Below are 24,785 nucleotides of genomic sequence, written 5' to 3'. Positions count from 1 at the left end.
CATTTTCGGTGCCGAAGGCTGCTTTTTCGTCCCGGTTATCAATCAATGGCGCTTTGGCCGTGGGGGCTGCGCCATCCACCAGATGATCCCCATGGCAGGCACCACCCAGAGAACGCCTGTGAACAGGAAATAGAGCAGATGAACCCACGCGGGTGACTCTGCGAGCTGCGCGACGGCGATGATTGTTGCAAAAACTGCATAGACGATCACAAGGGCGACCAGCAGAAACGTGCCTATGAGTTTTTTCAGCCGAACGGGCATGTCATTCTCCTCTTTATTTGTCATCACTAGCTCGTGAGCAGGTGCAAAGGAAGCGAAAACGCGTCGGCATGTCGCGAGAACTTGTCTTGTAACGCTATCGCCTATGCGGCATGTATCCCTGATCTGAAATTTAAGGATGAGATGGCATGACGGCAGTTTCCGTTCGACAAAGCGATGAGAACAATCGCAGGCTGATCCGTTATTGGCTTTATGCGGTTTTCGTCGTGCTGATTGCGATTGTCATGGTTGGCGGTGCAACCCGCATGACTGGCTCGGGTCTGTCGATCACCGAATGGAAACCCATTCATGGCGTTATTCCACCGCTCAATCATGCAGAATGGCTGGAGGAATTCGATAAATATCGCCAGATTCCGCAATATCAGCAGATCAACAAGGGCATGTCACTGGAAGCCTTTCAGTCCATTTTCTGGTGGGAATGGGCACATCGTATGCTTGCGCGCTTCGTGGGCTTTCTGGTTGCCATTCCACTCGCATTTTTCTGGCTGACTGGACGCCTTAATACCACGCTGAAATATCGTATGCTCGGTCTACTCGCATTGGGCGGCTTTCAGGGCGCGATTGGCTGGTGGATGGTGGCATCGGGCTTAAGCGAGCGCACCAGTGTGAGCCAGTATCGCCTTGCAATCCATCTGACAACCGCCTGTATCATCATCACAGCCGTGTTTTATATCGCGCGCGGTCTGGCAAAATATACCGAACGCCCGGCCAAGCGGGCGATCCAGTGCTTTGCCGGATGGCTTGTCTTTGCCGTCTTGGTGCAGATTTATCTGGGCGGTCTGGTTGCTGGCCTCCATGCCGGTCTGACCTACAACACATGGCCATTGATGGATGGTTCGATCATTCCGTCAGACTTGTTTATTCAGTCACCATGGTGGATCAATCTGTTTGAAAATCCAAAGACCGTCCAGTTTGTGCATCGTATGTTTGCATATACGGTTGTGGTCCTTGCCATTCTGCACTTGGTTCAAGTCTGGAAAAATGCAGCCGGAACCACGCATGCCCGCCGCGCAATCGTTTTGCTGGGCCTCATTCTGGTGCAGGCCGCGATTGGTATTGTAACGCTTCTGATGAGTGTCCCGCTTGATCTGGGGCTGACGCACCAGTTCGTCGCACTTATGGTATTGGCCTTTGCTGTTGCTCATTGGCGCGCAACCAAGGGTGCGTATCAGGAATAAAAAAAGCCCGGCTTAAATTAAAGCCGGGCTTTTCATTTCATGTTCGGATTATTTGCCGAGCATCAGGTTCATGTTCTGAACGGCTGCACCCGATGCACCCTTGCCAAGATTGTCAAGCAGTGCCACGAGATTGACCTGATTGTCGCCTTCGGTGCCGAACACGAACAGCTTCATACCGTCCTGGCCCGCAAGCTCTTCCGCATCGATACGTGAAAGCCTGCTGCTTTCTTCAAGCGAAACCACGTCCACAATATCCTGACCGGCATAATGTGCGCTCAAAGCCGCATGAATATCCTTAAGCGATGGCTTGCCTTCAAGCTCTGTCACGAACAGTGGAACCTGAACGATCATACCCTGCGGAAAACGGCCAACGCTTGGGCTGAAAATCGGACGACGATCCAGACGACTATGCAACTGAAGTTCCGGCACATGCTTGTGGTGCAAGGATAAGCCATAAAGGAAGTTATTGGCCGTCAGATGCTCTGGATGGCTCTTGTCTTCCATCTGCGCGATCATCTGTTTGCCGCCGCCCGTATAGCCGGAAACCGCGTTGACGCTGATCGGGTAGTCGGCCGCCAGCAGACCCGCATCGCGCAATGGACGCACCAGCGCAATTGCACCGGTTGGATAGCAGCCGGGATTGGCGACAAGACGGGCTTCTGCAATGCGTTCACGCTGTCCTTTTGCAAGCTCTGCAAAGCCATAGGCCCAGTCGGCATGGATACGATGCGCAGTCGAGGTATCAATGACACGCGTCGAGTTATGACCTTCAAGCAGCGCAACAGCTTCTTTTGAAGCATCATCCGGCAGGCAGAGGATCGCAATATCGGCAGCACGCAGATAGTCGGCGCGCAAATCCTTGTTGCGTCGCTCGGCTTCCGGGATGGAAATCACTTCAAGATCGTCGCGTTCGGCAAGGCGGCTGCGGATTTGCAGGCCGGTTGTGCCGTGTTCGCCGTCGATGAAGATTTTCGGTTTCATGCGCTTTGCCTTTAGATTTCAGTAAGTTACGCCAATATTCGGAATCGATTTTAGAGCTTCTTGAATCAGTTTCTGAGCTTTGTTTATCGTTGTCGTGCCTTTTGTTCAGCCAGAAGCCCAAGATAATACATTGCAATGGTCGCTCCTGCGATTGCCGTTATATCAGCATGATCATAAGCCGGTGCAACCTCAACAACATCTGCACCCACAAAATCAAGTGCCGTGAGCTTGCGAAGTACGGAAAGCATCTTTGCCGAAGACGGGCCACCCGCAACAGGTGTGCCGGTTCCGGGCGCAAAGGCCGGATCAAGACAATCAATGTCGAAAGTCAGATAAGTCTTCTTGCCAGCGGTGCGCTTGAGAATTTCATCGGCAATAGCCTGCGCCGACATATCCTCGACTTCGTGGCCATAGATGATCTTGATACCGCAATCTTCTGGCGCATGTGTGCGTATGCCGATTTGGATCGAAAGGTCCGGATCGATAATTCCGTCACGAACGGCACGCGCGACGAAAGAGCCGTGATCGATGCGTTTGCCATCGTCAAACCACGTATCTTGATGCGCATCGAACTGAACGAGCGCCAGCGGACCATATTTTGCTGCATGGGCCTTGAGTAGCGGCCAGGTGATAAAATGATCACCGCCAAGGGTGAGCAAAAACGCATCGGATTTGAGGATTTTCGCGGCTTCCCGCTCAATCGTTGCGGGTGTTTTGTAATGATTGCCGTAATCGAGCAGGCAGTCGCCATAGTCGATAACAGCAAGATTTTCGAACAGGTCGCGTTCAAAAGGATGTTGCGGATCATTGTCGAAAATCGCTGACGCACGCCGGATGGCCTGCGGACCAAAGCGCGCACCGGGGCGATTGGAGACCGCCGCATCGAAGGGAATGCCCCAGACAACAGCTTCGGCACCTTTTAGCGACTTGCTGTAAAGACGCCGCATAAACGACAGCACACCCGCATGGGTGGGGTCGGTGGCAGCGCTTGTCAGGCTGCGAGCGGTAAAAGCATGGTCAATCGTTTTAGAGGGCATAGCCGGCTCCCGTATGGCATCTCAACTCTCTTAGCGCTTCACGAGGCAAAAGGGGAGATTGCTTTATGCGGTTTTCGCTTCAAACCCGTAAGCACGTTCTACACGGGCAATACGAACGCAATAAGTTTCGTACCACTTCTGACGGCCCAGCTTTTGCGCCACAAGATGATCGACGTCGCGTTTCCATGCGCGGATGCTGTCATCATCAGCCCAGAATGAGTTGGTGATGCCAAAGCCTTCCATATCGCGCGCACTTTCAATACCCAGATATCCGGACTGCTGTGCGGCAAGCTCGACCATGCGGTCGGCCATTTCGCCGTAACCATCATCATCGCGAAAACGCTGCGACGAGAATGAAACAACGAAGTAGGGAGGTTGGGGTGTGTTGGCGAAGCGCTGCGAAGACATTGACTGATTCCAGTTTTATATTCGGGCGACCAATAGCAAAAAAGCGGACCCGAAGGCCCGCTTTTCTGTAATTCCAAAGCGATAAATATTAACGCTTCGAGAACTGGAAGCTACGGCGAGCCTTAGCCTTACCGTACTTCTTACGTTCAACAACGCGGCTGTCACGGGTAAGGAAGCCACCCTTCTTGAGAACCGTGCGAAGGCCTGGTTCGTAGTAGGTGAGTGCCTTGGAAATGCCGTGACGAACAGCACCGGCCTGACCGGAAAGACCACCACCAACAACGGTAGCGATGACATCGAACTGACCAGCGCGGTTTGACGCAACGATTGGCTGCTGCAAAATCATCTGCAGAACCGGACGTGCGAAATATGCGGCGAATTCTTTGCCATTGACTGTGATCTTGCCAGAGCCTGGCTTGACCCAGACGCGAGCGATCGCGTCTTTACGCTTGCCGGTAGCATAAGCGCGGCCCTGAGCGTCGATCTTCTGGACGTGAACCGGAGCGGCTTCTGCAGATGCAGATGCGATGCTGCCGAGTTCTTCGAGCGAGTTGAGCTGCTCAGCCATGATTATGCATTCCCTTTGTTCTTGCGGTTCAGCGCTGCGACGTCGAGGACTTCGGGCTGCTGAGCTTCATGCTGATGTTCTGCACCTGCATAAACGCGCAGGTTCTTCATCTGGCGACGGCCGAGCGGACCACGTGGGATCATGCGCTCGATAGCCTTTTCAAGAACGCGTTCCGGGAAACGGCCTTCGAGAATCTGGCGAGCAGTACGCTCCTTGATGCCACCTGGGTGACCAGTGTGCCAGTAGTAAACCTTGTCGGTGTACTTCTTGCCGGTCAGAACAACCTTGTCGGCATTGATGATGATGACATTGTCGCCATCGTCAACGTGCGGGGTGAAAGTTGCTTTGTGCTTACCGCGCAGGCGATTGGCGACGAGCGATGCGAGACGACCGACGACGAGACCTTCTGCGTCGATCAGAATCCACTTCTTCACCACTTCGGCTGGCTTCTGAGAAAAAGTTGCCATTGAAGTCTTCCTTGACTTAATCCCTGATCTTGCGATCCGGGCTTTTCTTGTTGCTTGTGTTGGTCTTACCAGTCGTAATGACCGTCAACCGTAACAGCATATGAAAGTAGACTCCCATATGTGCTGGGCGGGTCGATACACAGGTTTTAGCTGGCCGTCAAGAGCTTCTTTTGCGTGGCTTTCGTAAAAATCAATTAAAATCAATGACTTATGCATTAGGTATTATAATACCCTATCTTTTTACCGTGGTGGAATGGAATAAGTTGCCGTTGCATGGGCAATGAGGTCATTTGTTTCACCGCTTGTAAGGCTTACATCCAGAACAGCCAAACGCTTGCCGAGCTTCAGAATTCGCGCCACGGCTTGCACAGTGCCCGGATCGGCTTTGCGCAGAAAATTGATGTTAAGGTTTGTGGTCACTGCCAGCGCTACAGGTCCGATATGCGCCAATATCGCTGCATAAGCCGCCACATCTGCGAGAGCAAAGAGAGAGGGGCCGGAAACAGTGCCGCCGGGACGCAAGTGCTGATCATTGGCGTGCAGGTGCATGGTCGCAGCACCCTCATTGACCGCGAAGATCTTAAAACTTTCATCAAGCTGCGGAAATTCGCGCTTCATGAAAGCCTGTAAATCTTCAATGCTCATGACGGGACTGAAGTCCGTTTGGTATGTGGTGGTGTCGCTCATCTTCTCTCCCTTATAATAATGAATAGGGGGAGTGTGGCTGCTCTTGCAAGCCTGTGTTTCTGTATGCTTACAATAAACGCCGGAATGATATTGGAGGCGCGCTATGCAGATATCTTCAGATAACGAAATTCGTGATATTCTTCAGTCCGTCAAAACGATTGCGTTGCTGGGTGCGTCCCCAAAGCCCGAGCGGCCAAGCAATGGCGTCATGAAGTTTCTGCTGAACCGTGGCTATCACGTCATTCCGGTTAATCCGGGGCAGGTGGGGAAAACCATCCACGGGCAGCAAGTCGTAGCAGAGCTTGCCGACATCAACGAACCGGTTGACATGGTGGATGTGTTTCGCGCGTCGGAAGCGCTCCCCGGTATTGTGGATGAAATGATGTCTCTGAAGCATCGGCCAACCGTTCTTTGGACGCAGCTTGATGTGGTGCATGAAGAAGCAGCAAAGAAGGCTCAGGCTGCTGGTATAAAAGTCGTCATGGATCGCTGCCCTGCGATCGAATATCCGCGCCTCATTGGTTAATCCTAAACCACGGAATTAATTTCTGTATTTGTGTCGCTTAGCGCAAATTCTTCCTTTGCTTTCTTTCAAGCAAAGCCTAACGTCCGGTCATATTATTTGGCATAGGCTGTCAGGAGGAACTCATGTCTAAGCGCTCACCCGGTATTGAAACACTCGCCGTTCATGCAGGTGCAAAGCCTGATCCAACCACCGGTGCGCGTGCCACGCCGATCTATCAAACAACGTCCTTTGTGTTCGATGATGCCGATCATGCAGCATCTTTGTTTGGTCTTCAGGCGTTTGGCAATATTTACACGCGCATCACAAACCCGACCACAGCGGTTCTGGAAGAGCGAATTGCAGCGCTTGAAGGCGGCACAGCGGCAGTTGCAACCGCTTCGGGACATGCTGCGCAGCTATTAGTGTTTCACACCCTGCTTCAGCCGGGTGACAATTTTGTTGCCGCGCGCCAACTTTACGGTGGCTCAATCAATCAGTTTGGCCAATCATTTAAGTCATTCGGCTGGCAGGTTCGCTGGGCTGACGCAACCAATCCTGCCGATTTCGCAAAGCAGATTGATGATCGCACGCGTGCAATCTTTATTGAAAGCTTCGCCAATCCGGGTGGTATCGTCGTTGACATTGAAGCGATTGCGGAAATCGCCCACAAGCATGGTCTGCCACTGATTGTCGATAATACGCTGGCTTCACCTTATCTTGTGCGCCCGATTGAACATGGCGCAGATATTGTCGTGCATTCGCTGACCAAGTTCATTGGCGGCCATGGCAATTCGATGGGCGGTATTCTGGTGGATGCCGGTACATTCGATTGGGCCAAGTCGGGCAATTATCCGCTTCTGACCGAACCGCGTCCCGATTATGCAGGTCTTGAATTGCATAAGACCTTTGGCAATATCTCTTTTGCGATTGCCGCGCGCGTTCTGGGTCTGCGCGATTTCGGCCCGGCCATTTCTCCATTCAATGCCTTCCAGATCCTGACAGGCGTTGAAACGCTGCCACTGCGTATGCAGCGTCATTCGGATAATGCATTGAAGGTCGCTACATGGCTGCATGGCCATGACAAAGTGTCCTGGGTGAATTATGCAGGACTCCCGCATGACAAGTATCACGCACTTGCACAAAAATATTCGCCGAAGGGCGCGGGTTCTGTTTTTACCTTTGGCCTCAAGAGCGGTTATGAAGCTGGCGTCAAGTTTGTCGATAGTCTGGAGCTGTTTTCACTTCTGGCCAATATTGGCGACACACGTTCGCTGGTTATTCACCCGGCTTCCACAACGCACCGTCAGTTGACGGACGAGCAGAAAGTGGCCGCCGGTGCTGGCCCGGATGTTGTTCGTCTGTCGATTGGTATTGAAGACGCCGATGATATTATCGCTGATATCGAACAGGCGCTTGCCAAGGTCTGATGCGATGAGCCGGTTCCTCAGCTTTGATATTGATGGTGTGGAACCAGAAGAAAGCGCTCCGTTGCCGGAGCGCGTTCTTTTGGGCGATCCGCGATTTCTGACGTGGAATTTCGAGGAAAGTGCCGATGGTAAACTCTTTGCCGGCATATGGGAAAGCTCGCCGGGAAAATGGCGCATCGAATATGATGAGTGGGAATATTGCTATATCCTGTCTGGCCGCTCGATTGTCACAGAAGAGGGCGGGGAGAGCCGCGAAGTCATCGCTGGCGACCTCTTCGTTATCCGTCCGGGCTTCAAAGGGACATGGGAAGTGATTGAAACAACGCGTAAGGACTATGTGATCAGACTTTAAATGCTGAAAAGCGCTCAATTGCGCCCGCGTTCCCGTAAAGTTTGAGAAACAGCTCGACGCCGTGTGACACCCTTAGACTGATCTCTTCCTTACTCAACGGTTCACGCACTCCGAGCTTGATCTCGAGGTTGACAAATCCCAGCCACAGACCTGCCAAATTGTCCGCAGCGACTGCAGGTTCTATGGCTAATAGTTCATTTCGGGAGCACGCTTTTGCTATAATGTTTGTAAGCAGTTCCTGCCCACGCCCCGGACCAATATCAAAAAACCTGCGAGGAAGTTCAGGATGGGCGGCCGATGCAGAGGCAATCAACCTGTCCCATCCATAAAGCTCGCGTCCGTTGATGAAATTGACATAGCGCAATCCGAAGGCAAGCAAAGCTTCCTTGATCGGAAGGTTTTGGGCAGCTCGGAATTCCTCATCTGTGATGGTACGGTCCGACTCTCGTCGGATTACGGCCTCGATGAGGTCTTCCTTGCTCGCCACGTGAGAATAAATGGTTGCCTTTGATACATTCGCAAGCCCAGCTATTTCGTCAAGCGTAACATCAAGGCCCTTTGCCAGAAACAAATCACGCGCAGCATTCAACAAAGCCGTGAGCTTCGTCTGGTCTTTTGGACGACCTCTTTGCCTGTTGGGCTTGCTCATACTGCGTTTCATTTCCAGCTTTTATCCCGTTAATAGGAGAGTATCGCGGCCATCAGCAAACCGCCCACAACGGTCACATGCTCAAGTGCGATCTGGAACTCATGCGTCTTTTTGGGCTCCTCGAACTTCCAGAATGGATGTCCGAGAGGAATTGACAATAGCGTGAAGACACCCAGCGCACCGGCTCCAAGCCATCCTAGACCATAGACATTTGTGATAATCAAGGCTGATCCGAGCAATTGGCAGATGATCATCGCGACTGCGCAGGTCCTTGGAAACCTAAGCCCCGCGTCTTCCATCTCCTTTAGCACCAGGGGGAAGTTAAACATCCCGAATAACCCAGCCATCCAGAAGAGAAGCGTTAGAAGAATTCTGGCGACAATCAATGTGACGGGATTTTCCAGAATGAGCACTATTATGTCAGGCATGGCGTCCTCAAAAAATTAACATACTCACCAGTATAGAAATTATTAACTAAACCGTCGAGTATGAAATATTGAACGCTGTGTTTCTATTTAAGCGCTATAAATCGTCAGAAAGTGCTGTATCCTCGCTGATCGCTACCAATTTAAAAGGAAATCCAATGTCGAAGGTTTTGGTTCTTTATTATTCCGCATATGGCCATATTGAAACGATGGCTTACGCAGTAGCTGAGGGTATTCGCTCGGCAGGTTCAGAAGCTGTTGTGAAGAGAGTTCCGGAGCTCGTTCCTGATGACGTGGCAAAAGCCTCTCATTTCAAACTTGACCAGGAAGCCCCGATCGCATCCGTCCAGGAACTGGTTGAGTACGACGCCATCATCGTTGGCGCGGGTACGCGCTTTGGAACAGTCGCCTCGCAGATGCGTAATTTCTGGGACCAGACTGGTGGTCTATGGGCGCAAGGTAAGCTCGTTGGTAAAGTAGGCTCGGTATTTACATCTTCCGGGACCCAACACGGCGGACAGGAATCGACCATACTCAGCTTCATACCAACGCTGCTTCACCATGGTATGGTGGTTGTAGGCTTGCCATACGCGTTTCAGGGGCAAATGGGTGTCGAAGAGGTGAAGGGTGGATCTCCTTATGGAGCTTCGACGATCACCGATGGCGACGGATCGCGCATGCCGTCTCAGGTTGAACTGGAAGCCGCTAGGTTCCAGGGCGCTCATGTGGCGAAAATCGCCGCCAAACTTGCATAACTCAACGGGGTTGATGGCAAGTTCATCTTAATTCGGAAATCGAGGAACAAGTCTCTGTGATAAGCAGGGGCTTTGTCCTCTATGCATATCTGCGTGGGAACCGCCCACGCAGAACTCAAGGTCAAAGACAGTGTCAGCTTTATTTTCTGCATTTCAACTAAAAGACGTCAGCCTGCGCAATCGTATCGCCGTTGCTCCTATGTGTCAGTATCAGGCACGCGATGGCTTTGTGAACGACTGGCATTTTGCACATTATGCGAGTCTTGCTCGTGGTGGGGCCGGTCTCGTCATCGTCGAGGCAACTGCCGTATCGCCTGAAGGGCGCATCACGCCCGGCTGCACCGGACTTTGGAAAGACGAGCAGACCGAAGGCATGGCAAAGGTCGCGGCTCTGGTCAAGGCAGCAGGCGCTGTTCCTGGGATACAGATCGGACATGCGGGTCGCAAGGCAAGCGCCAACCTTCCATGGGAAGGTGACGATCATATTCCAACAGACGATCCTCGTGGCTGGGAGACAATCGCACCATCTCCTATCGCCTTCGGTGGTGGTCTCTCCAAAGTGCCGAAAGAGATGTCAATTTCGGATATTGAACGCGTTAAAGCGGATTTTGTATCTGCTGCAAGGCGTGCGAAGGAGGCGGGTTTTGAATGGCTCGAACTTCACTTCGCGCACGGCTATCTGGCCTCCAGTTTCTACTCGGCCTATTCAAACCAGCGGACAGATGCCTATGGTGGAGATCAGGCCGGAAGAAATCGTTTCCTTATTGAGACATTAGCAGCCGTTCGCGATGTCTGGCCCGAAAACCTGCCACTTACCGTGCGTTTCGGTATCGTGGAATTTGATGGTCATGACGAGGAAATGCTCGCTCAGTCAATCAGCCTTATAAAGCAGTTTAAGCAGGGCGGTCTCGATCTTCTAAGCACGAGCATGGGCTTCTCTGCTCCGGTGGGCAAGGTGCCGTGGGGACCGGCATTTCTGGTTCCGTTCGCTTCGCGTATACGCTCCGAAGCAGGTATTGCTGTCGGCTCGGCTTGGGTTCTAGATGCGCCGGGCGATGCCGAAAAAGCAATAGCGGACGATCAAATTGATGTGGTCATGATGGCCCGCGCTATGCTTGCGAACCCTCACTACCCCTATCAACTCGCGATGGCGCTAGGAGAAGAAAACCCCGCCTGGACGTTGCCCGCCCCGTATGCTCACTGGCTCGCGCGTTATCGGTCGAACAAAGGTGCTCTTTGAGAGCTTCGCTTTCGACCAATTTCTTTCCACCGACGGCGCGTTCGCTTTTACGCGTCTAACGCCGACCCTAGGCCAAAAGGTGATGAATGACCTCTCGTCCAGTTGCTCGCCATCCGCATCCTCACCTCTTGGCTGCTTCGCTTCCGAGGAAAATTCCGGACGCCCGGATCCGTTATGGAGAAGCAAGCCCGGTGCAGTTTGCTGACCTCCGACTGCCAAAAAAAACACCCCCAGCTGGCGGCTTTCCAGTTGTAATCTTTGTGCACGGCGGCGGATGGCTGGCAGATTGGAGCAAGGATTACGCAACGCCTTTCGTCGAGGCGCTGACTGAAACTGGAGTTGCCACTTGGGACATCGAGTTCCGGCGCCTCGGCAACCGGAATGGTGGATATCCGGGAACATTCCAAGATGTCGGCTTGGCTGCCGACCACCTGCGAAATCTCGCACTTAAATACGCCTTGAACATCAATAAGGTTATTGCTGTAGGCCATTCCACCGGTGGTCATCTTGCTCTGTGGTTGGCGGGGAGGGGCAATTTACCATTAAATTCACTGACTTTTTCTGCTGATCCAATAGCTCTAAAAGGGGTTGTCTCACTCGGCGGTGTGAATGACCTTGAACATTCTCTCACGAGGGGAAGCAGAACGGATATCCATGATTTGCTCGGAATTCATTCTAGCCAGGTTGCTGAGCTTTTCACAGAAACGTCCCCTGCATGTCTCTTGCCGTTTAAAATCCCGCAAATATTGATCGCAGGAACACTGGAAGACGATTGGCGACGGGAAATGACCCGAGTCTACGCTGAGAAAGCGCGCGCTTGCGGAGACATCATCCGTTTAATGGAACCTGCGGACATTGATCATTTTGATCTGGTAGACCCACTTGGGCCGGCTTTATCGTTAGTTGCTGACGCGATTAAAACACTTATCGACCTTTAAGCTATGAGAATGAGCTCAAACAAAAAAACCATGATTAACGTGGTTGAGGCGGTTTGTCTGGGCTAGAAGGAACTGGTCTGCCCTTTAATTACGCCTCCTTGTCAAATATGTGCTGCATCCTTGCCGGGGCATGGTCCTTTTAAGGTCAATGCCTCATGAGAATGTTCGGGTCGCGTGAACTTTGAACGCTTTTGAAAGCTTGGGACGGCTGCACGGGTTTGCTGGGAAATGCTTTTATTAGAGGCGTGTCCCGGAAGGAGAATGACGGCTTTTCAGCCGATAAATAAAAAGCGGTCAATAAACGGTTGGTTTGACTTCGATTTCAATGGTTCATTCTAATCTCGATACCATATTAGAAATGCACTGCCAGCCCAAGTATCGGCCCTTTTTGAATCACATCATAAACGAAACTATCTTGACTATAGTCGACACCGAGCGCGCGATAACCTGCAACGGCAGATAGATTGTCCTTGAACTGGTATCCGAGTGTTCCAGCAAAATCCCAATCCATTTTTGCCTGCCCCGCACCCACGACACCCCAGCACTGAAGTAAAGATCGTCTGTCAGAAGTATTTACCTTGCATTCCGGCGACAGCATCAACCCATGCAGCGCTGTCGCGGCCGCTGTGCGGATCGAATAGCTACACATTTTGAGAATAGACGATTGGGAACGCGTGTCATATTGATACAGCCATTATCACTTACTGGCTGCTTTATGGGCTTCGAACGCCCCTGCTTTCTTAGACAAAAGTTTAGCCTGCCTGTTAATATCCCGGATGCGTCTTGACATGTTGGGGGAAATTGCGCATCCGGCATCATATTATTCTGGTTGCAACGTTGTTGTTTTGCGTGTGGGGCGCGAGAAACATCTGACAATTCGGCAACCAACGTATGCATAGTTCAATCGGGGGCGTATTGAAATGCAATTTGGTATGAATTGGGCTCCCTTGGGTGGCGCTGTAGTAATTTTAATATCGAGCTTCGTTCCCGCACAGGCGCAGGAAGCAGCTGACTCCATGGATAAAAAGGAAGCGCCTGCCATTGAGTCAAAGCGTTTTGATGGCAGGTTTTATCGTTTCGCTGAAGTCAAAGCCGCTGACGGGAAAGCTCTCACACTGGCTATTGCGAAGACCGCATCCGAAGCCGGCAAGAAGCGTTCCGGCAATGAGCTGTTATTGACCGCACTTGTGCCGTTGAATGCTGTGCTGCCAATTGGTTTCGGTTTTGCTGCTAATGGCAAAAATGTCGTCACGATCCCTTACCGCAATTGCAATCATGCTGGATGCTGGGCGCAGCAAACGCTTGATCAGAAAATGCTGAGTGATTTGCAAAAAGGGTCTGCAGGTGAGGCGCGGCTGCGCCTGATGAACGGCCAGAACATCAATCTCAAATTTTCGTTGAAGGGCGTCACCAAGGCTCTCGCGGAATGGCAACTAACGGTCTCTTCACCCGCAATGAGATCACATGGCGCACGTTGCCTTGGAAGGGCAGTGAACTCCTGACCAAGCGGCTCAGCGAATTGCGGCCCTATGCGAGCGTTGATTATGACCATGTTTTGAACAGGCGCGATTTAGAATTGAAGGTGGCGATGGTTCTGGTTGGACTGTGGCAACGCGTCTGGCGGATGGCAATATTAATGCCGATATCGGCTATTCACCCATCATCAAGAGTACGGCCGATACCAACGGCAAGGATTTGTTTTTCGTCAGCACATCGCAGCAGTGGTGATGTGTGAACAGGGGGGACTATGGCAAATTTTGAGGCAATTACGATTAATAAACTTAAACGGCTTTTTGTTGCGACCATGACTGTGGTCGCATTGAGCATTGTTGTTGCTGGGTGTGTCACGACAAAGCGTGATCCGCAATTGATAGCTGCTTTGCAAGGTATCCGCGTATCGGAAGTACAAGTGCAGCTTGAACCCAAAGTCGTCAGTACGGTGCCTCTTATGAATGGACTGACGGTTGATCGGCAGGCAGAGATGGTACGGGCCGCTCTTATTTCAGAACTGAAGCGAGAGCTTATCGGCTATCCAGGTGGAACTCGCCCGGCTCGATTGATCGTCACTGTCACCCATCTTGATCTTGCGTCCGAGCAAGGGCGCGTACTTAGGTCTACAGATAGCACTGTTGAAGCAGAAGTCAGGTTGGAAGATGCACGCACGCGCCAACTGATAGCGTTTAATCCCAAAAGTCGTGGTGCAGATATTGGCTACAAGGGAGGTGGTTTGGCTATTCCTATTGCCATGGCTGTGAATGCAGCGACCACAAAGAGCCAGCAGCATCTTGTGGAGAAGCTAGCTGCTTACTTCACGCAGGGAGTAAAAGTCTGGCTGACGCCTCAGTGACGTATCAGCCAGCAAATTTATTAATCAATAAAATTATATGCTAGATCAGGAAGTCCAAAATGAAACGTGCTGTGTTATTTGCATTGCTTGGAACATCTGTCGTCCTTGCAGGCTGTGGTGGTCGAGAAGCAAAACCTATAGCAATAACCAATCCGACCGATAGCGCTTTTGATTGTGCGGGGATTTCCCGCGAGTTTGCTGCAAATGAGCGGCAGATAACGGTTACGCTGAAAGAACGCAGTCAGGCGCAGGGCAAGAATATCGTTCTGGGAGCCGCAGGCGTATTCTTCCTTCCCGCATTGTTTTTCATGGATCCGAAGTCACCTGAGAAGGTGGAGATTGATGCGCTGCGCAATCGCAACAAGGTTCTCGAAGACATTGCTCGCACCAAGAAATGTGCGGCACCAAAATCCCAACTGACCGAAGTTTACAAAAAACTCGACAATCCCGGCAGCGGGCAGTCCGTAAAATCCAGGGATTAAAAGGTGATGTTTGAGAGTTTAATCATGCAATGTTTCTTCAATATCTTCGAGATCACAAGAGGATGCGAAAAATGAAAAATATATTAAAAAAATATACTTTAATTCTTCAGAAGTTTTTCCAATTTACATTGGTTGCACTCATTGCTTCTAGTCTAACGGGGTGCAATTCAGTTGGTTCTTCGGGCGCGCCAGCAAATGTATCTCAAAAGGAAGAGCTTCAGGATTATGCCGGACTAAAAGCTTTCAAAGCGATATGTCTGGATACTGCCCCCTCATTCTCCAACGCTGTGGCAGTTGCTAGGCGTTTTGGTGTTCAGGATTTTATTGAGCTTGGCGAAGGCAAAGCGGGAATGTCTGCAGACAATTCCCTTTCTGCTCAGATAAAGCCCAACCACGAATGTGCCGTGACGACAGCCAAATACTCTGGAAACAGATTGGCTTTGCGTAAGGCCTTTATTGCGACTGTCTCATCGGTTACAGGAAAAGGCATGTCCGGAAGCAAGGTTCCTTTTACAGCAGAAATTCAAGGAGTTCCTTTGATTTTTATGCATGACCCAAATGGCGGAGAAGCATTTGTCATTCTTAGAGCCAAGTAGATTAATTTCAATCATCTAATTGTTATTATTAGGCAGGGTCGGCCACGAGGAATTTTGCATGCCGCCAATATTTCTCGCATGTATCCGCTTTTCCCAAGGGAACCAAGTGGATACATCGCTGGTTTGATCCTGCCGCATTTGCCAGCAAAGGCGTTGGCAGCCTACTTAGCGGGTTGTTGGTCTTTCAGCCTGTCTTACCGCAATCACGGCAACTAACACCTGATGTCAATGCACCGATTGGCAATCAGTCCGGCATAGGAGCTGCACCAAGCGGTGTTCCACTCGTTGATATTGTGACGCCCAGCGGATAGGGACTGTCGTATAATAAATAGGGCAACTTTAATGCCGGCACGCCCGGTCTGATCCTCAACAGTCACAATGGCGAGCTTGGTACATCGAAACTCGTTGGCGTGGCACCGGGTAATGCCAATCTGAAGAACAGCGGCCTGCGAGTGTCATTCTCAATGAAGTGACAAGCGGTAAACGAACTGTTCGACACGAATGGCTCGACCAGCACATCATTGAAAGTATAAAAGAGGCTCAGGACTTCGCAACACAATGGCTCGGGACAACGTTGTTCAGAGCGCGTCTTACGCCGGGGCGCAGTCGGCCCGACTATAGGGGCTTCACTGATCCAAAACGTAACACAGCCACGCTGTCGAAGACCTGCTTCATATTCTGTCCAGCTTGTAACCTTAAACTTTTGCTTCGATATCCAGTGACGACGAGCGGATTTGTGTTTGAAAGGCTGCGGCTTGTCCCAAATTCGCAGCAAGTCACAACACTACAAGCCAATGCTGCGGAACTCTGAAACAGAAATGGTCTTCATGCACCGAACGCCCACAGGGACAAACGCCCCATTCCAGCGACGCGGTCAGCTTACAAACCACAAACAATCTATAGCTGTTATCGCCAAGGCGAGGGGTACGATGCTTGTCAAATTAAGGCATCCCCCGTTTTCAAACATAACGCCCTCCCAGATTGATTAAAGACGACGTCCTAAGGTGATTATATAGTCACCACCTGGCTGCCTAGGCCGTATAACATCATTTCCAGTAATGCTCCGGCCCGTTTGAATTGATTCCCAACCTGCCCCGTTATTTCCAAGCCCACGTCTAATATATCTCCATCTGTCCCATCTATATGGATCCCCACCAACTTGTACGGAAAAATCTCTGTCTTTATAAACATAATATCTAGTTCCACGGCGAACGACGGGAACTTCAATAATTCTGTCATGCGTTTCATCTGCGGTCACTGACATATTATAGTTATAATCTTTCGCAACATCAATTAATGTCGAATTACTGTCCCGTTCTTCTACTCTTTGTCGTATATCTTCTGGCACAGGGTTCAACCTTGGCGGACCATAGTTCAGAGCTTCAGGAACGCGAGGCGCGACTGGCCCTGGGCGGGCGTAAGGCTCTACTCTGCGCTGATGTGGGAATGCGGCTTGTCGCGGGGCCCGCCCAGCACCTTCATGAACCGGCGAGGGCTCACGCATGCGTGCGTGAACACCGTCCTGTAGAACGGCCGAGGCTCTGTCAATGGCAATATGTGCCTGGGGTCGGGCTGCCTGGTCGCGCGCATGAAAATTAGCCACGTCTCTGTCAATGATTTCCGATGCACGAGCCATCTCAGGATCAAATGGAGCCTCAGCATCTCGCAGAATATTGAATAGTTCTTCGTCCATTAAACTACCTTTAAAAAAACAAGCAGCTTAAATTTGGCAACAAGACGTTTTGCTCGGATTGAATATGCAGATTGCATTCCTTGCCTCGCATACCACCCTGTCCGTTCGTCTCGTCTCATAAATGGAAACACAATAACACCGCGGCATAAACTGTCATAAGTTGTAGGTGAAAACGGATGAGGTGAGCTGATTGCGGGTTGCTTTGCAATTTCAGGCATGCCAGTGCGCAGGTCCACATCACTGCGCGGCGTTGGTTCATGAATGCCATTTCTGTTTCAGAGCACCTACAGTATCGGCTTGTAATGTCGTGACTTGCTGCGAATTTGGGGCAAGCCGCAGCCTTTCAAACACAATTCCGCTCGTCGTCACTGGATAACGAAGCAAAAGTTTAAGGTTACAAGCTGGACAGAGTATGAAGCAGGTCTTCGACAGCGTGTCCGTGGCGTGACATGCACGAACGCTATGGCAAATGGAAGTCGGTTTCGTGAGTCCTTTTTTATGCCGACTGCACAATGATGTGCTCGGACCACGGTGCTATTGATCGTGTCAGGGTGACGTCTTGCTCGACCATTTCCGCCAGCGTCTCCAGCATCACCTCGAACACACCTGTCGAAACCCAGCGCCGGTAGTGCTAGAACACGCTGTCCCATTTGCCATACTCGTCGGGCAGGTGACGCCACTGTGATCCAGTTCGTGCGATCCACATCATGCCCTGAAATACAGCCGGTTGTTCTGCACTGTATGGCATCCGCGCGCCCTTTCAGGTGGCAGAAATTCTCCGATGATCGCCCAATGCCGCCTTTGAAAGATAGCCATGAATCAACAGCTGAGCCCCATGTCAACCTTTGTCCACGAAACCTAGCAACTGTTGCTAGCTTTATTGCTTCTCACTCACGAATTTCGTGAATAGGATATTCGGGAAAATTGCGGGATCCGCGGATAATAAAAACATCGAATACGATTCGACCGTTTTCACTAACTAAATGCTTCGCCAAGTGATTTGGGTCGAAAATCCGGGATAAATAAGGAAGTCGAGCTTTGCAGGATGCAGACACGGACGTGTCGCTAGCTTTTGTGTAGTTGCTAGCCTGTTGCTAGGTGAAAAACACAAAAAAGAGCCGCGAGGCTCTTGGTGAATTCAATCAATATTTTCAAGGAGGTAAGTGGTGGGCGATGAGAGACTCGAACTCCCGACATCTTCGGTGTAAACGAAGCGCTCTACCAACTGAGCTAATCGCCCGACTGACTTGTCAGCCGCTGTGAGAGCCGTTTAGGCTGTTCGTTTGAAGAGTGCAAGCGTAAAAATTACAAAAATGCATTTTTTTATTTGTTCGGCTAAAAACGTCGGGCTCGCTGGGGATAACTCACATAGGCCCTCTCTATCGAACTGCATGTGGACGTGAGATTCATTCGTTTGAGCTCGTCGTGTGATTCCATTTTCCATTTAATTTGAATGCTTTCCGGTGAAATATGCAGAAGGGTGGATAAAAGCAGATCACTATAAAGGCCCGCAAAAGGGCGGCTTTTAAAATAAATTTGAAATTCTTGTTTTTTCTTCAGATCACTCGCTTGACAGTGGTGAGAGAACCCCTTAAACGACCGCTCACACCGAACGGAAACGTTGGTGACTGACCAGCCAAATGGCTGAAAATGAAATGCGCGGGTGTAGCTCAGTTGGTTAGAGTGCCGGCCTGTCACGCCGGAGGTCGCGGGTTCGAGCCCCGTCACTCGCGCCATTTTCATTCAAGAATTAATCATTAAATCTTGTGAAAATGGCGCTCTTCGCGTTTCGCCTTGTTTCCCCAGAATATCATTAATTTAAGATGCACTCTTGAGTTTGTTGATGCAAATCATTGCGGTGCTCATTGCGCGCATGAACCAGCTTATCGACATCATTAATGGTTTTGGGCTGAACTATTTCGCTTTGCGCTTCCAGGACAGATAGGCGACAGAGAAAATCCCGGCCAAAATGACCAGGACGTCGCCGCTCGTGAGCAAATATGCGCTCAAACCCCCATCCTTTCCTTGTGCCTCACTTTTATGTCGAGGGGTGAGGTGTTTTGCGCTACCGCTCTGTTGAACTCAGATCCCGGTTGGCGGTGCGCACTGCGATTGCGTTCAAGAGGAATTCTAAAAGCCGGTAACGGATTGCTGAAGGCAAGCAGGACTACAGATCAAAGTGCCACTGCTTTTTCATTTTACGAATCGCCCTTCTGGCGATGCGAAATTTCTATCAGCCGCGACATGTCACCAGAAGGAAAGGGAAGGGGTGTTTTGCACTTTATATATAGGTGCAATTTCTGAGCTCTCTATATCCAGCAAGGTCAGCCGGCTTGCTGAGTGGTTGAGAGGCGATTCTGAGCGCAATCCAAGCTCGGTCTTGATCGAACGAAGTCCAGCTTCGATTCTGGCTGCCGCATCTGGATCAATTGATTCTGCGGGTTTAATAATGGCGAAAGATAGGTCCGCAGCTTTTGCTCACGAAATTATGATATTTTCATGCTATATAGGGTTTGGGTGCGTATTCAGGCTTGATGCTGTCGCTTATTAAGCGTCTGGAACACACTATACCCGTCTGTTCGCGTTGGAGGGGTTGCGCTTGCGTGCATGCTGCGCTAACCGTCCGGCCAAATACTTAAGTTCGCACGGCATGCCCTTTGAAGCTGCTTGAGGCGACGAGGTCGCAAGAGATGCAATGTGTCGCATGGTGGTAAGCTCTAAAAAGCTTATTACAGGCGGCGCAGCCTCGTATTCAAGCCGGATAAGGATCATGAACGAGCTTTTAAGTTCCTATTTGCCGATTGTCATCTTTCTCGGCATTGCAATGGTAATCGGTGTAGCCCTTCTGGTTGCGCCGTTTCTAGTCGCGTACAGACAGCCCGACCCGGAAAAGCTTTCAGCTTACGAGTGCGGGTTTAATTCCTTTGATGACGCTCGCATGAAATTCGACATCCGTTTCTATCTGGTGTCGATTCTCTTCATTATCTTCGACCTTGAAGTCGCTTTCCTGTTCCCGTGGGCTGTGTCCTTCGGTACAATTGGATGGTTTGGTTTCCTGTCGATGATGCTCTTCCTTGGTGTTTTGACCATCGGCTTCATCTATGAATGGAAGAAGGGAGCGCTGGAATGGGATTGACCGGCACAAACCAGGCATCGGGTTCGACGCTCATTGCCCCGCAGCCAAAGGGTATTCTCGACCCGCGCACGGGCAAGCCTGTTGGCTCCGACGATGCGTTTTTCAATGATCTGAACAGCGAACTGTCCGACAAGGGCTTCATCGTCACATCTGCTGACGCTCTGATCACCTGGGCGCGTACAGGTTCGCTGATGTGGATGACCTTTGGTCTCGCATGCTGTGCTGTGGAAATGATGCATATTTCCATGCCGCGCTATGATGCCGAGCGTTTTGGTATCGCGCCGCGCGCATCTCCGCGTCAGTCAGACGTGATGATCGTTGCTGGTACGCTGACCAATAAGATGGCTCCGGCTCTGCGCAAGGTCTACGATCAGATGCCTGAGCCGCGCTATGTTATTTCGATGGGTTCATGCGCGAATGGCGGCGGCTATTACCACTACTCTTATTCTGTAGTGCGTGGCTGTGACCGCGTTGTTCCGGTCGATATTTATGTTCCCGGTTGCCCGCCAACCGCTGAGGCTCTGCTTTACGGCATTCTCATGCTGCAAAAGAAGATCCGCCGCACGGGTACGATCGAGCGCTGATCGGGCCTTTCCGGTTCGAGCAGTGCAAGAGGTTTATTGGAGCCCGGTCTGTTTTCCCAAGGGTGGACAGGGTTCTGAAAGAGGAAGTTAGAGATATGAGCGAAGAAGCTCTTAATGAACTTTCCGGCTATATCAAGGAACGTCTCGGCGATGCGATCGAAGAGGCGAAGCTGGCCTATGGTGAGCTGACGCTTGCTGTTCCGGTCAAGAGCCTGATCAGCGTTCTGACGTTCCTGCGCGATGACGTGCAGTGCCAGTTTGTGAACCTGACGGATATTTCCGGTGTAGACTATCCGCAGCGCGCACAGCGCTTCGATGTTGTCTATCAGCTCATGTCTCCACGCCAGAACCTTCGTATTCGCGTCAAGGTTCAGGCCGATGAAGACACGCTGGTTCCGTCTGCTGTCGGCGTTTATGTCGGTGCTGAGTGGTTCGAACGTGAAACCTACGACATGTATGGAGTTCTGTTCTCCGGCCATCCTGATCTGCGCCGTCTTCTGACTGACTACGGTTTTGAGGGTCATCCGCTGCGCAAGGATTTCCCGACGACTGGTTTTGTTGAGGTTCGCTACAGCGACGAAGCAAAGCGCGTTATCTATGAGCCTGTTGTGCTGCGACAGGAATTCCGCAATTTCGACTTTCTCTCGCCATGGGAAGGGACCGATTACGTCCTGCCGGGCGATGAGAAAGCCAAGACGAACTGAGCGACAGGAAGCTGAACATGGCTGAGACTCAGGTCCGCAATTTTAATATTAACTTTGGTCCGCAGCATCCCGCTGCGCACGGTGTTTTGCGTCTTGTTCTTGAACTCGACGGCGAAGTCGTGGAACGCGTCGATCCGCATATCGGTCTGCTGCATCGCGGCACCGAAAAGCTGATGGAAACGAAGACCTATCTTCAGGCTGTGCCTTATCTCGACCGCCTCGACTACGTGGCGCCGATGAATCAGGAACATGCCTATGCTCTGGCTGTTGAGCGTCTGCTTGGCATTACAGTGCCGAAGCGTGGCCAGCTGATCCGCGTGCTTTTCTCGGAAATCGGCCGTATCCTCAACCACCTTCTCAACGTGACCACACAGGCTATGGACGTTGGCGCGCTGACGCCGCCGCTCTGGGGCTTTGAAGAACGCGAAAAGCTGATGGTGTTCTACGAACGCGCTTGCGGCGCTCGTATGCACGCAGCTTATTTCCGTCCAGGTGGCGTTCATCAGGATCTGCCGGATCAGCTGATTGAAGACATTGGCAAATGGATCGATCCGTTCCTGACGACAACACTCAAGAACCTCGATGATCTGATCACACCAAACCGTATTTTCAAGCAGCGTAACGTCGATATTGGTGTTGTTTCACTTGAAGATGCATGGGCATGGGGCTTCTCCGGCGTCATGGTTCGCGGTTCGGGTGCAGCATGGGATCTGCGCAAGTCGCAGCCTTATGAATGCTACAACGAAATGGAATTCGATATTCCAATCGGCAAGAACGGTGACTGCTATGACCGTTACCTGATCCGTATGGAAGAAATGCGCCAGTCGGCTCGCATCATGCGCCAGTGCGTTGATCTTCTGCTTGGCAAGGAACGTGTCGGTCCTGTTTCAAGCACTGATAACAAGATCGTGCCGCCAAAGCGCGGCGAGATGAAGCGCTCAATGGAAGCGCTCATCCATCACTTCAAGCTTTACACGGAAGGCTACCATGTGCCTGCCGGTGAAGTTTACGCAGCCGTTGAAGCGCCGAAGGGTGAATTTGGCGTCTTCCTCGTATCGGATGGCTCCAACAAGCCTTACCGCTGCAAGCTGCGCGCGCCGGGCTTTGCCCATCTTCAGGCTATGGATTTCCTGTGCCGCGGCCACATGCTGGCTGACGTGTCGGCAATTCTTGGCTCGCTCGATATCGTGTTTGGTGAGGTTGACCGCTGATGTCCGTTCGCCGTCTCGCAGATGATGCCGTCCAGCCGGCTGGTTTCGCTTTCAACGCGGAAAATCAGGCCTGGGCGCACAAGACGATCGCAAAATATCCGGAAGGCCGTCAGCAGTCGGCTGTTATTCCGTTGCTCATGCGCGCGCAGGAGCAGGAAGGCTGGGTCACAAAGGCAGCTATTGAGCATGTCGCTGATATGCTTGAAATGCCGCTGATCCGTGTTCTGGAAGTAGCAACCTTCTATACGCAGTTCCAGCTCAAGCCAGTTGGCACGCGCGCGCATATTCAGGTTTGCGGCACCACGCCATGCATGTTGCGTGGCTCGGAAGCATTGATGGATGTCTGCCGTCATAAGATCCACCACGATCCTTTCGAGCTCAATGCCAATGGTACACTGTCGTGGGAAGAAGTTGAATGTCAGGGTGCTTGCGTCAATGCGCCGATGGTCATGATCTTCAAGGATGCCTATGAAGACCTGACGCCGGAACGTCTTGCTGAAATCATCGATGCATTTGAAGCAGGCAAGGGCGACACTGTTAAGCCGGGTCCACAGGATGGCCGTATCACGTCTGAACCTATGGGCGGACTGACGGCTCTGACCGAAGATCTGGACTACAAAAAAGTTGGTCTGGAAACCCGTAAGGCATCGGACGCAGCCGTTGCCAAAGCCAAGGCAGAAGCTGAAGCCAAGGCAAAGGCCGAAGCTGAAGCTGCAACCAAAGACGGAAGCAGGTGAGACATGCTGGCTGATAAAGATCGCATCTTCACCAATATCTATGGCTTCAAAGATATGTCGCTCAAGGGCGCCATGTCGCGCGGCCATTGGGATAATACCAAGGGCTTCATCGAGAAGGGCCGTGACTGGATCATCAACGAAATGAAGGCGTCCGGCCTTCGTGGACGTGGTGGCGCGGGCTTCCCGACTGGCCTGAAATGGTCGTTTATGCCGAAGGAAGTGACGGATCGTCCGCATTACCTCGTCGTGAATGCCGATGAATCAGAGCCGGGCACCTGTAAGGACCGCGAAATTCTGCGCCACGATCCGCATACGTTGATCGAAGGCTGTGTGATCGCCGGTTGTGCCATGAACGCCCACACCGCATACATCTATCTGCGCGGCGAATTCATGCGTGAGCGTGAAGCGCTACAGGCAGCGATTGATGAGTGCTATGACGCTGGCCTTCTCGGCAAGAACAATAAGTGCGGCTGGGATATGGATATTTTCCTCCATCACGGTGCCGGTGCTTATATCTGCGGCGAAGAAACCGCTCTGCTTGAAAGCCTGGAAGGTAAGAAGGGTCAGCCACGTCTGAAGCCGCCTTTCCCTGCAAATATGGGTCTTTATGGCTGCCCGACGACGGTTAACAACGTTGAATCGATTGCGGTCGCCCCGACGATCCTCCGTCGCGGTGGTGCATGGTTCTCCTCGATTGGTCGCCCAAACAATGTCGGCACCAAGCTGTTCCAGATTTCTGGTCACGTGAACACCCCTTGCACCGTTGAAGAAAGCCTCGGCATCACCTTCCGCGAGCTGATCGAAAAGCACGCTGGCGGCATTCGCGGTGGCTGGGATAATCTGCTTGCAGTTATTCCCGGCGGTGCATCGTGCCCTGTCGTTAAGGGTGAAGACATGATGGATGCCATCATGGACTTCGATGGTATGCGCGAGCTCAAATCTTCTTTCGGCACGGGTGGCGTGATCGTCATGGACAAGTCCACTGACATCATCAAGGCAATTGCCCGTCTTTCAGCTTTCTTCAAGCATGAAAGCTGCGGCCAGTGCACGCCTTGCCGTGAAGGTACGGGCTGGATGTGGCGTGTCATGGAGCGCATGGTCAAGGGTAACGCGCAGAAGCGCGAAATCGACATGCTTCTCGACGTAACCAAGCAGATTGAAGGTCATACGATCTGTGCGCTTGGTGATGCCGCTGCATGGCCTATTCAGGGTCTGATCCGCAATTTCCGTCCGGAAATTGAAAAGCGCATTGACGATTATACACGCAACGCTGTTCAGAGCCGCAACATCCGCCTCGAAGCGGCTGAGTAAGCGGAAGAATACGTTGTATGTCCGCCCGGGAAGGGCGGACTTTAGAGTTTGACATCTGGAAGATGCGGCAAGAGCCGCAGGTTTGGAT

General features: G+C 51.6%; 29 protein-coding genes, 2 tRNA genes and 1 pseudogene. 19 read left to right on the top strand and 13 right to left on the bottom strand.

Translation table 11 applies throughout. The annotated features are described in order from the left end of the window. Positions 1-42: 42 nt before the first annotated feature. Positions 43-261, bottom strand: coding sequence for a DUF2842 domain-containing protein (locus ABE530_RS08390; protein ID WP_499694224.1), 219 nt, complete (start codon positions 259-261; stop codon positions 43-45). A gap of 146 nt (positions 262-407) precedes the next feature. On the opposite strand from ABE530_RS08390, the gene ABE530_RS08385 reads away from it, so the two are divergent. Next, positions 408-1,457, top strand: a complete 1,050-nt coding sequence (locus tag ABE530_RS08385) for a COX15/CtaA family protein (protein WP_499694223.1) — start codon at positions 408-410, stop codon at positions 1,455-1,457. A 48-nt stretch (positions 1,458-1,505) separates the two neighbouring features. Here the strand turns inward: ABE530_RS08385 and argC are convergent, their stop codons facing one another. From argC to ABE530_RS08355, 6 genes are all read right to left on the bottom strand, one after another. After that, positions 1,506-2,438: an N-acetyl-gamma-glutamyl-phosphate reductase gene (argC, locus tag ABE530_RS08380; RefSeq protein ID WP_499694222.1), complete on the bottom strand. Its 933-nt coding sequence runs from the start codon at positions 2,436-2,438 to the stop codon at positions 1,506-1,508. A gap of 83 nt (positions 2,439-2,521) precedes the next feature. Then, positions 2,522-3,475: an agmatinase gene (gene speB, locus ABE530_RS08375; RefSeq protein ID WP_499694221.1), complete on the bottom strand. Its 954-nt coding sequence runs from the start codon at positions 3,473-3,475 to the stop codon at positions 2,522-2,524. A gap of 63 nt (positions 3,476-3,538) precedes the next feature. Further along, positions 3,539-3,883, bottom strand: coding sequence for an antibiotic biosynthesis monooxygenase family protein (locus ABE530_RS08370; RefSeq protein ID WP_499694220.1), 345 nt, complete (start codon positions 3,881-3,883; stop codon positions 3,539-3,541). An 88-nt stretch (positions 3,884-3,971) separates the two neighbouring features. Beyond that, positions 3,972-4,451 carry a 30S ribosomal protein S9 gene (gene rpsI / locus ABE530_RS08365; protein ID WP_094506946.1) on the bottom strand — a complete coding sequence of 160 codons (480 nt, stop codon included), beginning with the start codon at positions 4,449-4,451 and terminating at the stop codon, positions 3,972-3,974. Between the two features lie 2 nt (positions 4,452-4,453). After that, positions 4,454-4,918 carry a 50S ribosomal protein L13 gene (gene rplM / locus ABE530_RS08360; RefSeq protein WP_007874511.1) on the bottom strand — a complete coding sequence of 155 codons (465 nt, stop codon included), beginning with the start codon at positions 4,916-4,918 and terminating at the stop codon, positions 4,454-4,456. A gap of 240 nt (positions 4,919-5,158) precedes the next feature. Continuing rightward, the gene (locus ABE530_RS08355; RefSeq protein WP_265983460.1) at positions 5,159-5,605 is read right to left on the bottom strand and encodes a PaaI family thioesterase; all 447 of its coding nucleotides are present in this window, start codon (positions 5,603-5,605) and stop codon (positions 5,159-5,161) included. A gap of 103 nt (positions 5,606-5,708) precedes the next feature. On the opposite strand from ABE530_RS08355, the gene ABE530_RS08350 reads away from it, so the two are divergent. The 3 genes from ABE530_RS08350 to ABE530_RS08340 all read left to right on the top strand — a co-directional run bounded on the left by ABE530_RS08350 (position 5,709) and on the right by ABE530_RS08340 (position 7,889). Then, positions 5,709-6,131 carry a CoA-binding protein gene (locus tag ABE530_RS08350; RefSeq protein WP_265983461.1) on the top strand — a complete coding sequence of 141 codons (423 nt, stop codon included), beginning with the start codon at positions 5,709-5,711 and terminating at the stop codon, positions 6,129-6,131. 122 nt (positions 6,132-6,253) lie between these two features. Then, a complete protein-coding gene (locus ABE530_RS08345) occupies positions 6,254-7,537 on the top strand; it encodes an O-acetylhomoserine aminocarboxypropyltransferase (RefSeq protein ID WP_499694219.1) in 1,284 nt (427 codons plus the stop codon). 4 nt (positions 7,538-7,541) lie between these two features. Further along, positions 7,542-7,889, top strand: coding sequence for a cupin domain-containing protein (locus ABE530_RS08340; protein WP_499694218.1), 348 nt, complete (start codon positions 7,542-7,544; stop codon positions 7,887-7,889). Here the strand turns inward: ABE530_RS08340 and ABE530_RS08335 are convergent. Both ABE530_RS08335 and ABE530_RS08330 read right to left on the bottom strand, forming a co-directional pair. Continuing rightward, complete coding sequence (locus ABE530_RS08335) at positions 7,879-8,538, bottom strand: TetR/AcrR family transcriptional regulator (protein WP_499694217.1); 660 nt, start codon at positions 8,536-8,538, stop codon at positions 7,879-7,881. The two genes, ABE530_RS08340 and ABE530_RS08335, sit on opposite strands and share 11 nt — an antisense overlap. A gap of 29 nt (positions 8,539-8,567) precedes the next feature. After that, the gene (locus ABE530_RS08330; RefSeq protein ID WP_499694216.1) at positions 8,568-8,966 is read right to left on the bottom strand and encodes a DoxX family protein; all 399 of its coding nucleotides are present in this window, start codon (positions 8,964-8,966) and stop codon (positions 8,568-8,570) included. A gap of 155 nt (positions 8,967-9,121) precedes the next feature. Here ABE530_RS08330 and wrbA point away from each other — a divergent pair, with 155 nt between their 5' ends. The 3 genes from wrbA (at position 9,122) to ABE530_RS08315 (ending at position 11,896) form a co-directional block, all read left to right on the top strand. Next, positions 9,122-9,718: an NAD(P)H:quinone oxidoreductase type IV gene (gene wrbA / locus ABE530_RS08325; protein ID WP_499694215.1), complete on the top strand. Its 597-nt coding sequence runs from the start codon at positions 9,122-9,124 to the stop codon at positions 9,716-9,718. A 130-nt stretch (positions 9,719-9,848) separates the two neighbouring features. After that, the gene (locus tag ABE530_RS08320; protein WP_499694214.1) at positions 9,849-10,958 is read left to right on the top strand and encodes an NADH:flavin oxidoreductase/NADH oxidase; all 1,110 of its coding nucleotides are present in this window, start codon (positions 9,849-9,851) and stop codon (positions 10,956-10,958) included. 86 nt (positions 10,959-11,044) lie between these two features. Next, on the top strand, positions 11,045-11,896 hold the full coding sequence (locus ABE530_RS08315) for an alpha/beta hydrolase (RefSeq protein ID WP_265983469.1): 852 nt from the start codon (positions 11,045-11,047) through the stop codon (positions 11,894-11,896). Positions 11,897-12,248: 352 nt separating this feature from the next. Here the strand turns inward: ABE530_RS08315 and ABE530_RS08310 are convergent, their stop codons facing one another. Then, entirely contained in the window at positions 12,249-12,494 is a 246-nt protein-coding gene (locus tag ABE530_RS08310) for a hypothetical protein (protein ID WP_499694213.1), read from the bottom strand. A 418-nt stretch (positions 12,495-12,912) separates the two neighbouring features. On the opposite strand from ABE530_RS08310, the gene ABE530_RS08305 reads away from it, so the two are divergent. The 5 genes from ABE530_RS08305 (at position 12,913) to ABE530_RS08285 (ending at position 15,321) form a co-directional block, all read left to right on the top strand. Then, complete coding sequence (locus ABE530_RS08305; protein ID WP_499694212.1) at positions 12,913-13,398, top strand: invasion associated locus B family protein; 486 nt, start codon at positions 12,913-12,915, stop codon at positions 13,396-13,398. A gap of 103 nt (positions 13,399-13,501) precedes the next feature. Further along, on the top strand, positions 13,502-13,624 hold the full coding sequence (locus tag ABE530_RS08300) for a hypothetical protein (RefSeq protein ID WP_265983471.1): 123 nt from the start codon (positions 13,502-13,504) through the stop codon (positions 13,622-13,624). Positions 13,625-13,643: 19 nt separating this feature from the next. Then, positions 13,644-14,243 (top strand): hypothetical protein, encoded by a 600-nt coding sequence (locus ABE530_RS08295; RefSeq protein ID WP_265983472.1) that lies wholly within the window; start codon positions 13,644-13,646, stop codon positions 14,241-14,243. 59 nt (positions 14,244-14,302) lie between these two features. Beyond that, positions 14,303-14,725 carry a hypothetical protein gene (locus ABE530_RS08290; RefSeq protein ID WP_265983473.1) on the top strand — a complete coding sequence of 141 codons (423 nt, stop codon included), beginning with the start codon at positions 14,303-14,305 and terminating at the stop codon, positions 14,723-14,725. A 71-nt stretch (positions 14,726-14,796) separates the two neighbouring features. Further along, positions 14,797-15,321 carry a hypothetical protein gene (locus ABE530_RS08285; protein ID WP_499694211.1) on the top strand — a complete coding sequence of 175 codons (525 nt, stop codon included), beginning with the start codon at positions 14,797-14,799 and terminating at the stop codon, positions 15,319-15,321. A gap of 574 nt (positions 15,322-15,895) precedes the next feature. Here the strand turns inward: ABE530_RS08285 and ABE530_RS08280 are convergent. The 3 genes and pseudogenes from ABE530_RS08280 to ABE530_RS08270 form a co-directional block, all read right to left on the bottom strand. Then, a pseudogene (locus tag ABE530_RS08280) lies at positions 15,896-16,087 on the bottom strand (IS5/IS1182 family transposase); the annotation flags it as partial. 1,558 nt (positions 16,088-17,645) lie between these two features. Next, complete coding sequence (locus ABE530_RS08275; RefSeq protein WP_499694210.1) at positions 17,646-17,762, bottom strand: transposase; 117 nt, start codon at positions 17,760-17,762, stop codon at positions 17,646-17,648. Positions 17,763-18,178: 416 nt separating this feature from the next. Beyond that, positions 18,179-18,254, bottom strand: a tRNA-Val gene (locus ABE530_RS08270). A gap of 419 nt (positions 18,255-18,673) precedes the next feature. Between ABE530_RS08270 and ABE530_RS08265 the strand changes: the two genes are divergently transcribed. The 7 genes from ABE530_RS08265 to nuoF all read left to right on the top strand — a co-directional run bounded on the left by ABE530_RS08265 (position 18,674) and on the right by nuoF (position 24,697). After that, positions 18,674-18,750: transfer RNA gene (locus ABE530_RS08265), tRNA-Asp, on the top strand. 1,034 nt (positions 18,751-19,784) lie between these two features. After that, positions 19,785-20,150 (top strand): NADH-quinone oxidoreductase subunit A, encoded by a 366-nt coding sequence (locus tag ABE530_RS08260; protein WP_499694209.1) that lies wholly within the window; start codon positions 19,785-19,787, stop codon positions 20,148-20,150. Beyond that, the gene (locus tag ABE530_RS08255) at positions 20,141-20,734 is read left to right on the top strand and encodes a NuoB/complex I 20 kDa subunit family protein (protein WP_024897475.1); all 594 of its coding nucleotides are present in this window, start codon (positions 20,141-20,143) and stop codon (positions 20,732-20,734) included. The genes ABE530_RS08260 and ABE530_RS08255 overlap by 10 nt, the downstream gene beginning before the upstream one ends. A gap of 95 nt (positions 20,735-20,829) precedes the next feature. Continuing rightward, positions 20,830-21,438 (top strand): NADH-quinone oxidoreductase subunit C, encoded by a 609-nt coding sequence (locus tag ABE530_RS08250; RefSeq protein ID WP_499694208.1) that lies wholly within the window; start codon positions 20,830-20,832, stop codon positions 21,436-21,438. Between the two features lie 17 nt (positions 21,439-21,455). Further along, positions 21,456-22,649 carry an NADH-quinone oxidoreductase subunit D gene (locus tag ABE530_RS08245; RefSeq protein ID WP_265983543.1) on the top strand — a complete coding sequence of 398 codons (1,194 nt, stop codon included), beginning with the start codon at positions 21,456-21,458 and terminating at the stop codon, positions 22,647-22,649. Continuing rightward, the gene (gene nuoE, locus ABE530_RS08240; RefSeq protein ID WP_499694207.1) at positions 22,649-23,386 is read left to right on the top strand and encodes an NADH-quinone oxidoreductase subunit NuoE; all 738 of its coding nucleotides are present in this window, start codon (positions 22,649-22,651) and stop codon (positions 23,384-23,386) included. Before ABE530_RS08245 ends, nuoE begins: the two co-directional genes overlap by 1 nt. Before the next feature lie 3 nt (positions 23,387-23,389). Further along, entirely contained in the window at positions 23,390-24,697 is a 1,308-nt protein-coding gene (nuoF, locus tag ABE530_RS08235) for an NADH-quinone oxidoreductase subunit NuoF (RefSeq protein WP_265983545.1), read from the top strand. Positions 24,698-24,785 lie beyond the last annotated feature (88 nt).

Origin of the sequence: Brucella sp. TWI559 (assembly GCF_039674265.1) — a bacterium.
Classification (GTDB): domain Bacteria; phylum Pseudomonadota; class Alphaproteobacteria; order Rhizobiales; family Rhizobiaceae; genus Brucella; species Brucella chromiisoli.
This window is presented reverse-complemented; position numbering and strand designations above follow the sequence as displayed.

Bases quoted from the DNA above. Each gene is read 5' to 3' on its own strand.
- nuoF (WP_265983545.1), top strand. From the start codon at position 23,390: ATGCTGGCTGATAAAGATCGCATCTTCACCAATATCTATGGCTTCAAA.
- rpsI (WP_094506946.1), bottom strand. From the start codon at position 4,451: ATGGCTGAGCAGCTCAACTCGCTCGAAGAACTCGGCAGCATCGCATCT.
- ABE530_RS08285 (WP_499694211.1), top strand. From the start codon at position 14,797: ATGAAAAATATATTAAAAAAATATACTTTAATTCTTCAGAAGTTTTTC.
- ABE530_RS08335 (WP_499694217.1), bottom strand. From the start codon at position 8,538: ATGAGCAAGCCCAACAGGCAAAGAGGTCGTCCAAAAGACCAGACGAAG.
- ABE530_RS08250 (WP_499694208.1), top strand. From the start codon at position 20,830: ATGAGCGAAGAAGCTCTTAATGAACTTTCCGGCTATATCAAGGAACGT.
- ABE530_RS08370 (WP_499694220.1), bottom strand. From the start codon at position 3,883: ATGTCTTCGCAGCGCTTCGCCAACACACCCCAACCTCCCTACTTCGTT.
- ABE530_RS08330 (WP_499694216.1), bottom strand. From the start codon at position 8,966: ATGCCTGACATAATAGTGCTCATTCTGGAAAATCCCGTCACATTGATT.
- ABE530_RS08310 (WP_499694213.1), bottom strand. From the start codon at position 12,494: ATGCTGTCGCCGGAATGCAAGGTAAATACTTCTGACAGACGATCTTTA.
- ABE530_RS08345 (WP_499694219.1), top strand. From the start codon at position 6,254: ATGTCTAAGCGCTCACCCGGTATTGAAACACTCGCCGTTCATGCAGGT.
- ABE530_RS08355 (WP_265983460.1), bottom strand. From the start codon at position 5,605: ATGAGCGACACCACCACATACCAAACGGACTTCAGTCCCGTCATGAGC.
- ABE530_RS08260 (WP_499694209.1), top strand. From the start codon at position 19,785: ATGAACGAGCTTTTAAGTTCCTATTTGCCGATTGTCATCTTTCTCGGC.
- ABE530_RS08315 (WP_265983469.1), top strand. From the start codon at position 11,045: ATGACCTCTCGTCCAGTTGCTCGCCATCCGCATCCTCACCTCTTGGCT.
- speB (WP_499694221.1), bottom strand. From the start codon at position 3,475: ATGCCCTCTAAAACGATTGACCATGCTTTTACCGCTCGCAGCCTGACA.
- ABE530_RS08350 (WP_265983461.1), top strand. From the start codon at position 5,709: ATGCAGATATCTTCAGATAACGAAATTCGTGATATTCTTCAGTCCGTC.
- nuoE (WP_499694207.1), top strand. From the start codon at position 22,649: ATGTCCGTTCGCCGTCTCGCAGATGATGCCGTCCAGCCGGCTGGTTTC.
- argC (WP_499694222.1), bottom strand. From the start codon at position 2,438: ATGAAACCGAAAATCTTCATCGACGGCGAACACGGCACAACCGGCCTG.
- ABE530_RS08340 (WP_499694218.1), top strand. From the start codon at position 7,542: ATGAGCCGGTTCCTCAGCTTTGATATTGATGGTGTGGAACCAGAAGAA.
- ABE530_RS08245 (WP_265983543.1), top strand. From the start codon at position 21,456: ATGGCTGAGACTCAGGTCCGCAATTTTAATATTAACTTTGGTCCGCAG.
- rplM (WP_007874511.1), bottom strand. From the start codon at position 4,918: ATGGCAACTTTTTCTCAGAAGCCAGCCGAAGTGGTGAAGAAGTGGATT.
- ABE530_RS08385 (WP_499694223.1), top strand. From the start codon at position 408: ATGACGGCAGTTTCCGTTCGACAAAGCGATGAGAACAATCGCAGGCTG.
- ABE530_RS08275 (WP_499694210.1), bottom strand. From the start codon at position 17,762: ATGCCATACAGTGCAGAACAACCGGCTGTATTTCAGGGCATGATGTGG.
- ABE530_RS08305 (WP_499694212.1), top strand. From the start codon at position 12,913: ATGGATAAAAAGGAAGCGCCTGCCATTGAGTCAAAGCGTTTTGATGGC.
- ABE530_RS08295 (WP_265983472.1), top strand. From the start codon at position 13,644: ATGGCAAATTTTGAGGCAATTACGATTAATAAACTTAAACGGCTTTTT.
- ABE530_RS08390 (WP_499694224.1), bottom strand. From the start codon at position 261: ATGCCCGTTCGGCTGAAAAAACTCATAGGCACGTTTCTGCTGGTCGCC.
- ABE530_RS08255 (WP_024897475.1), top strand. From the start codon at position 20,141: ATGGGATTGACCGGCACAAACCAGGCATCGGGTTCGACGCTCATTGCC.
- ABE530_RS08290 (WP_265983473.1), top strand. From the start codon at position 14,303: ATGAAACGTGCTGTGTTATTTGCATTGCTTGGAACATCTGTCGTCCTT.
- wrbA (WP_499694215.1), top strand. From the start codon at position 9,122: ATGTCGAAGGTTTTGGTTCTTTATTATTCCGCATATGGCCATATTGAA.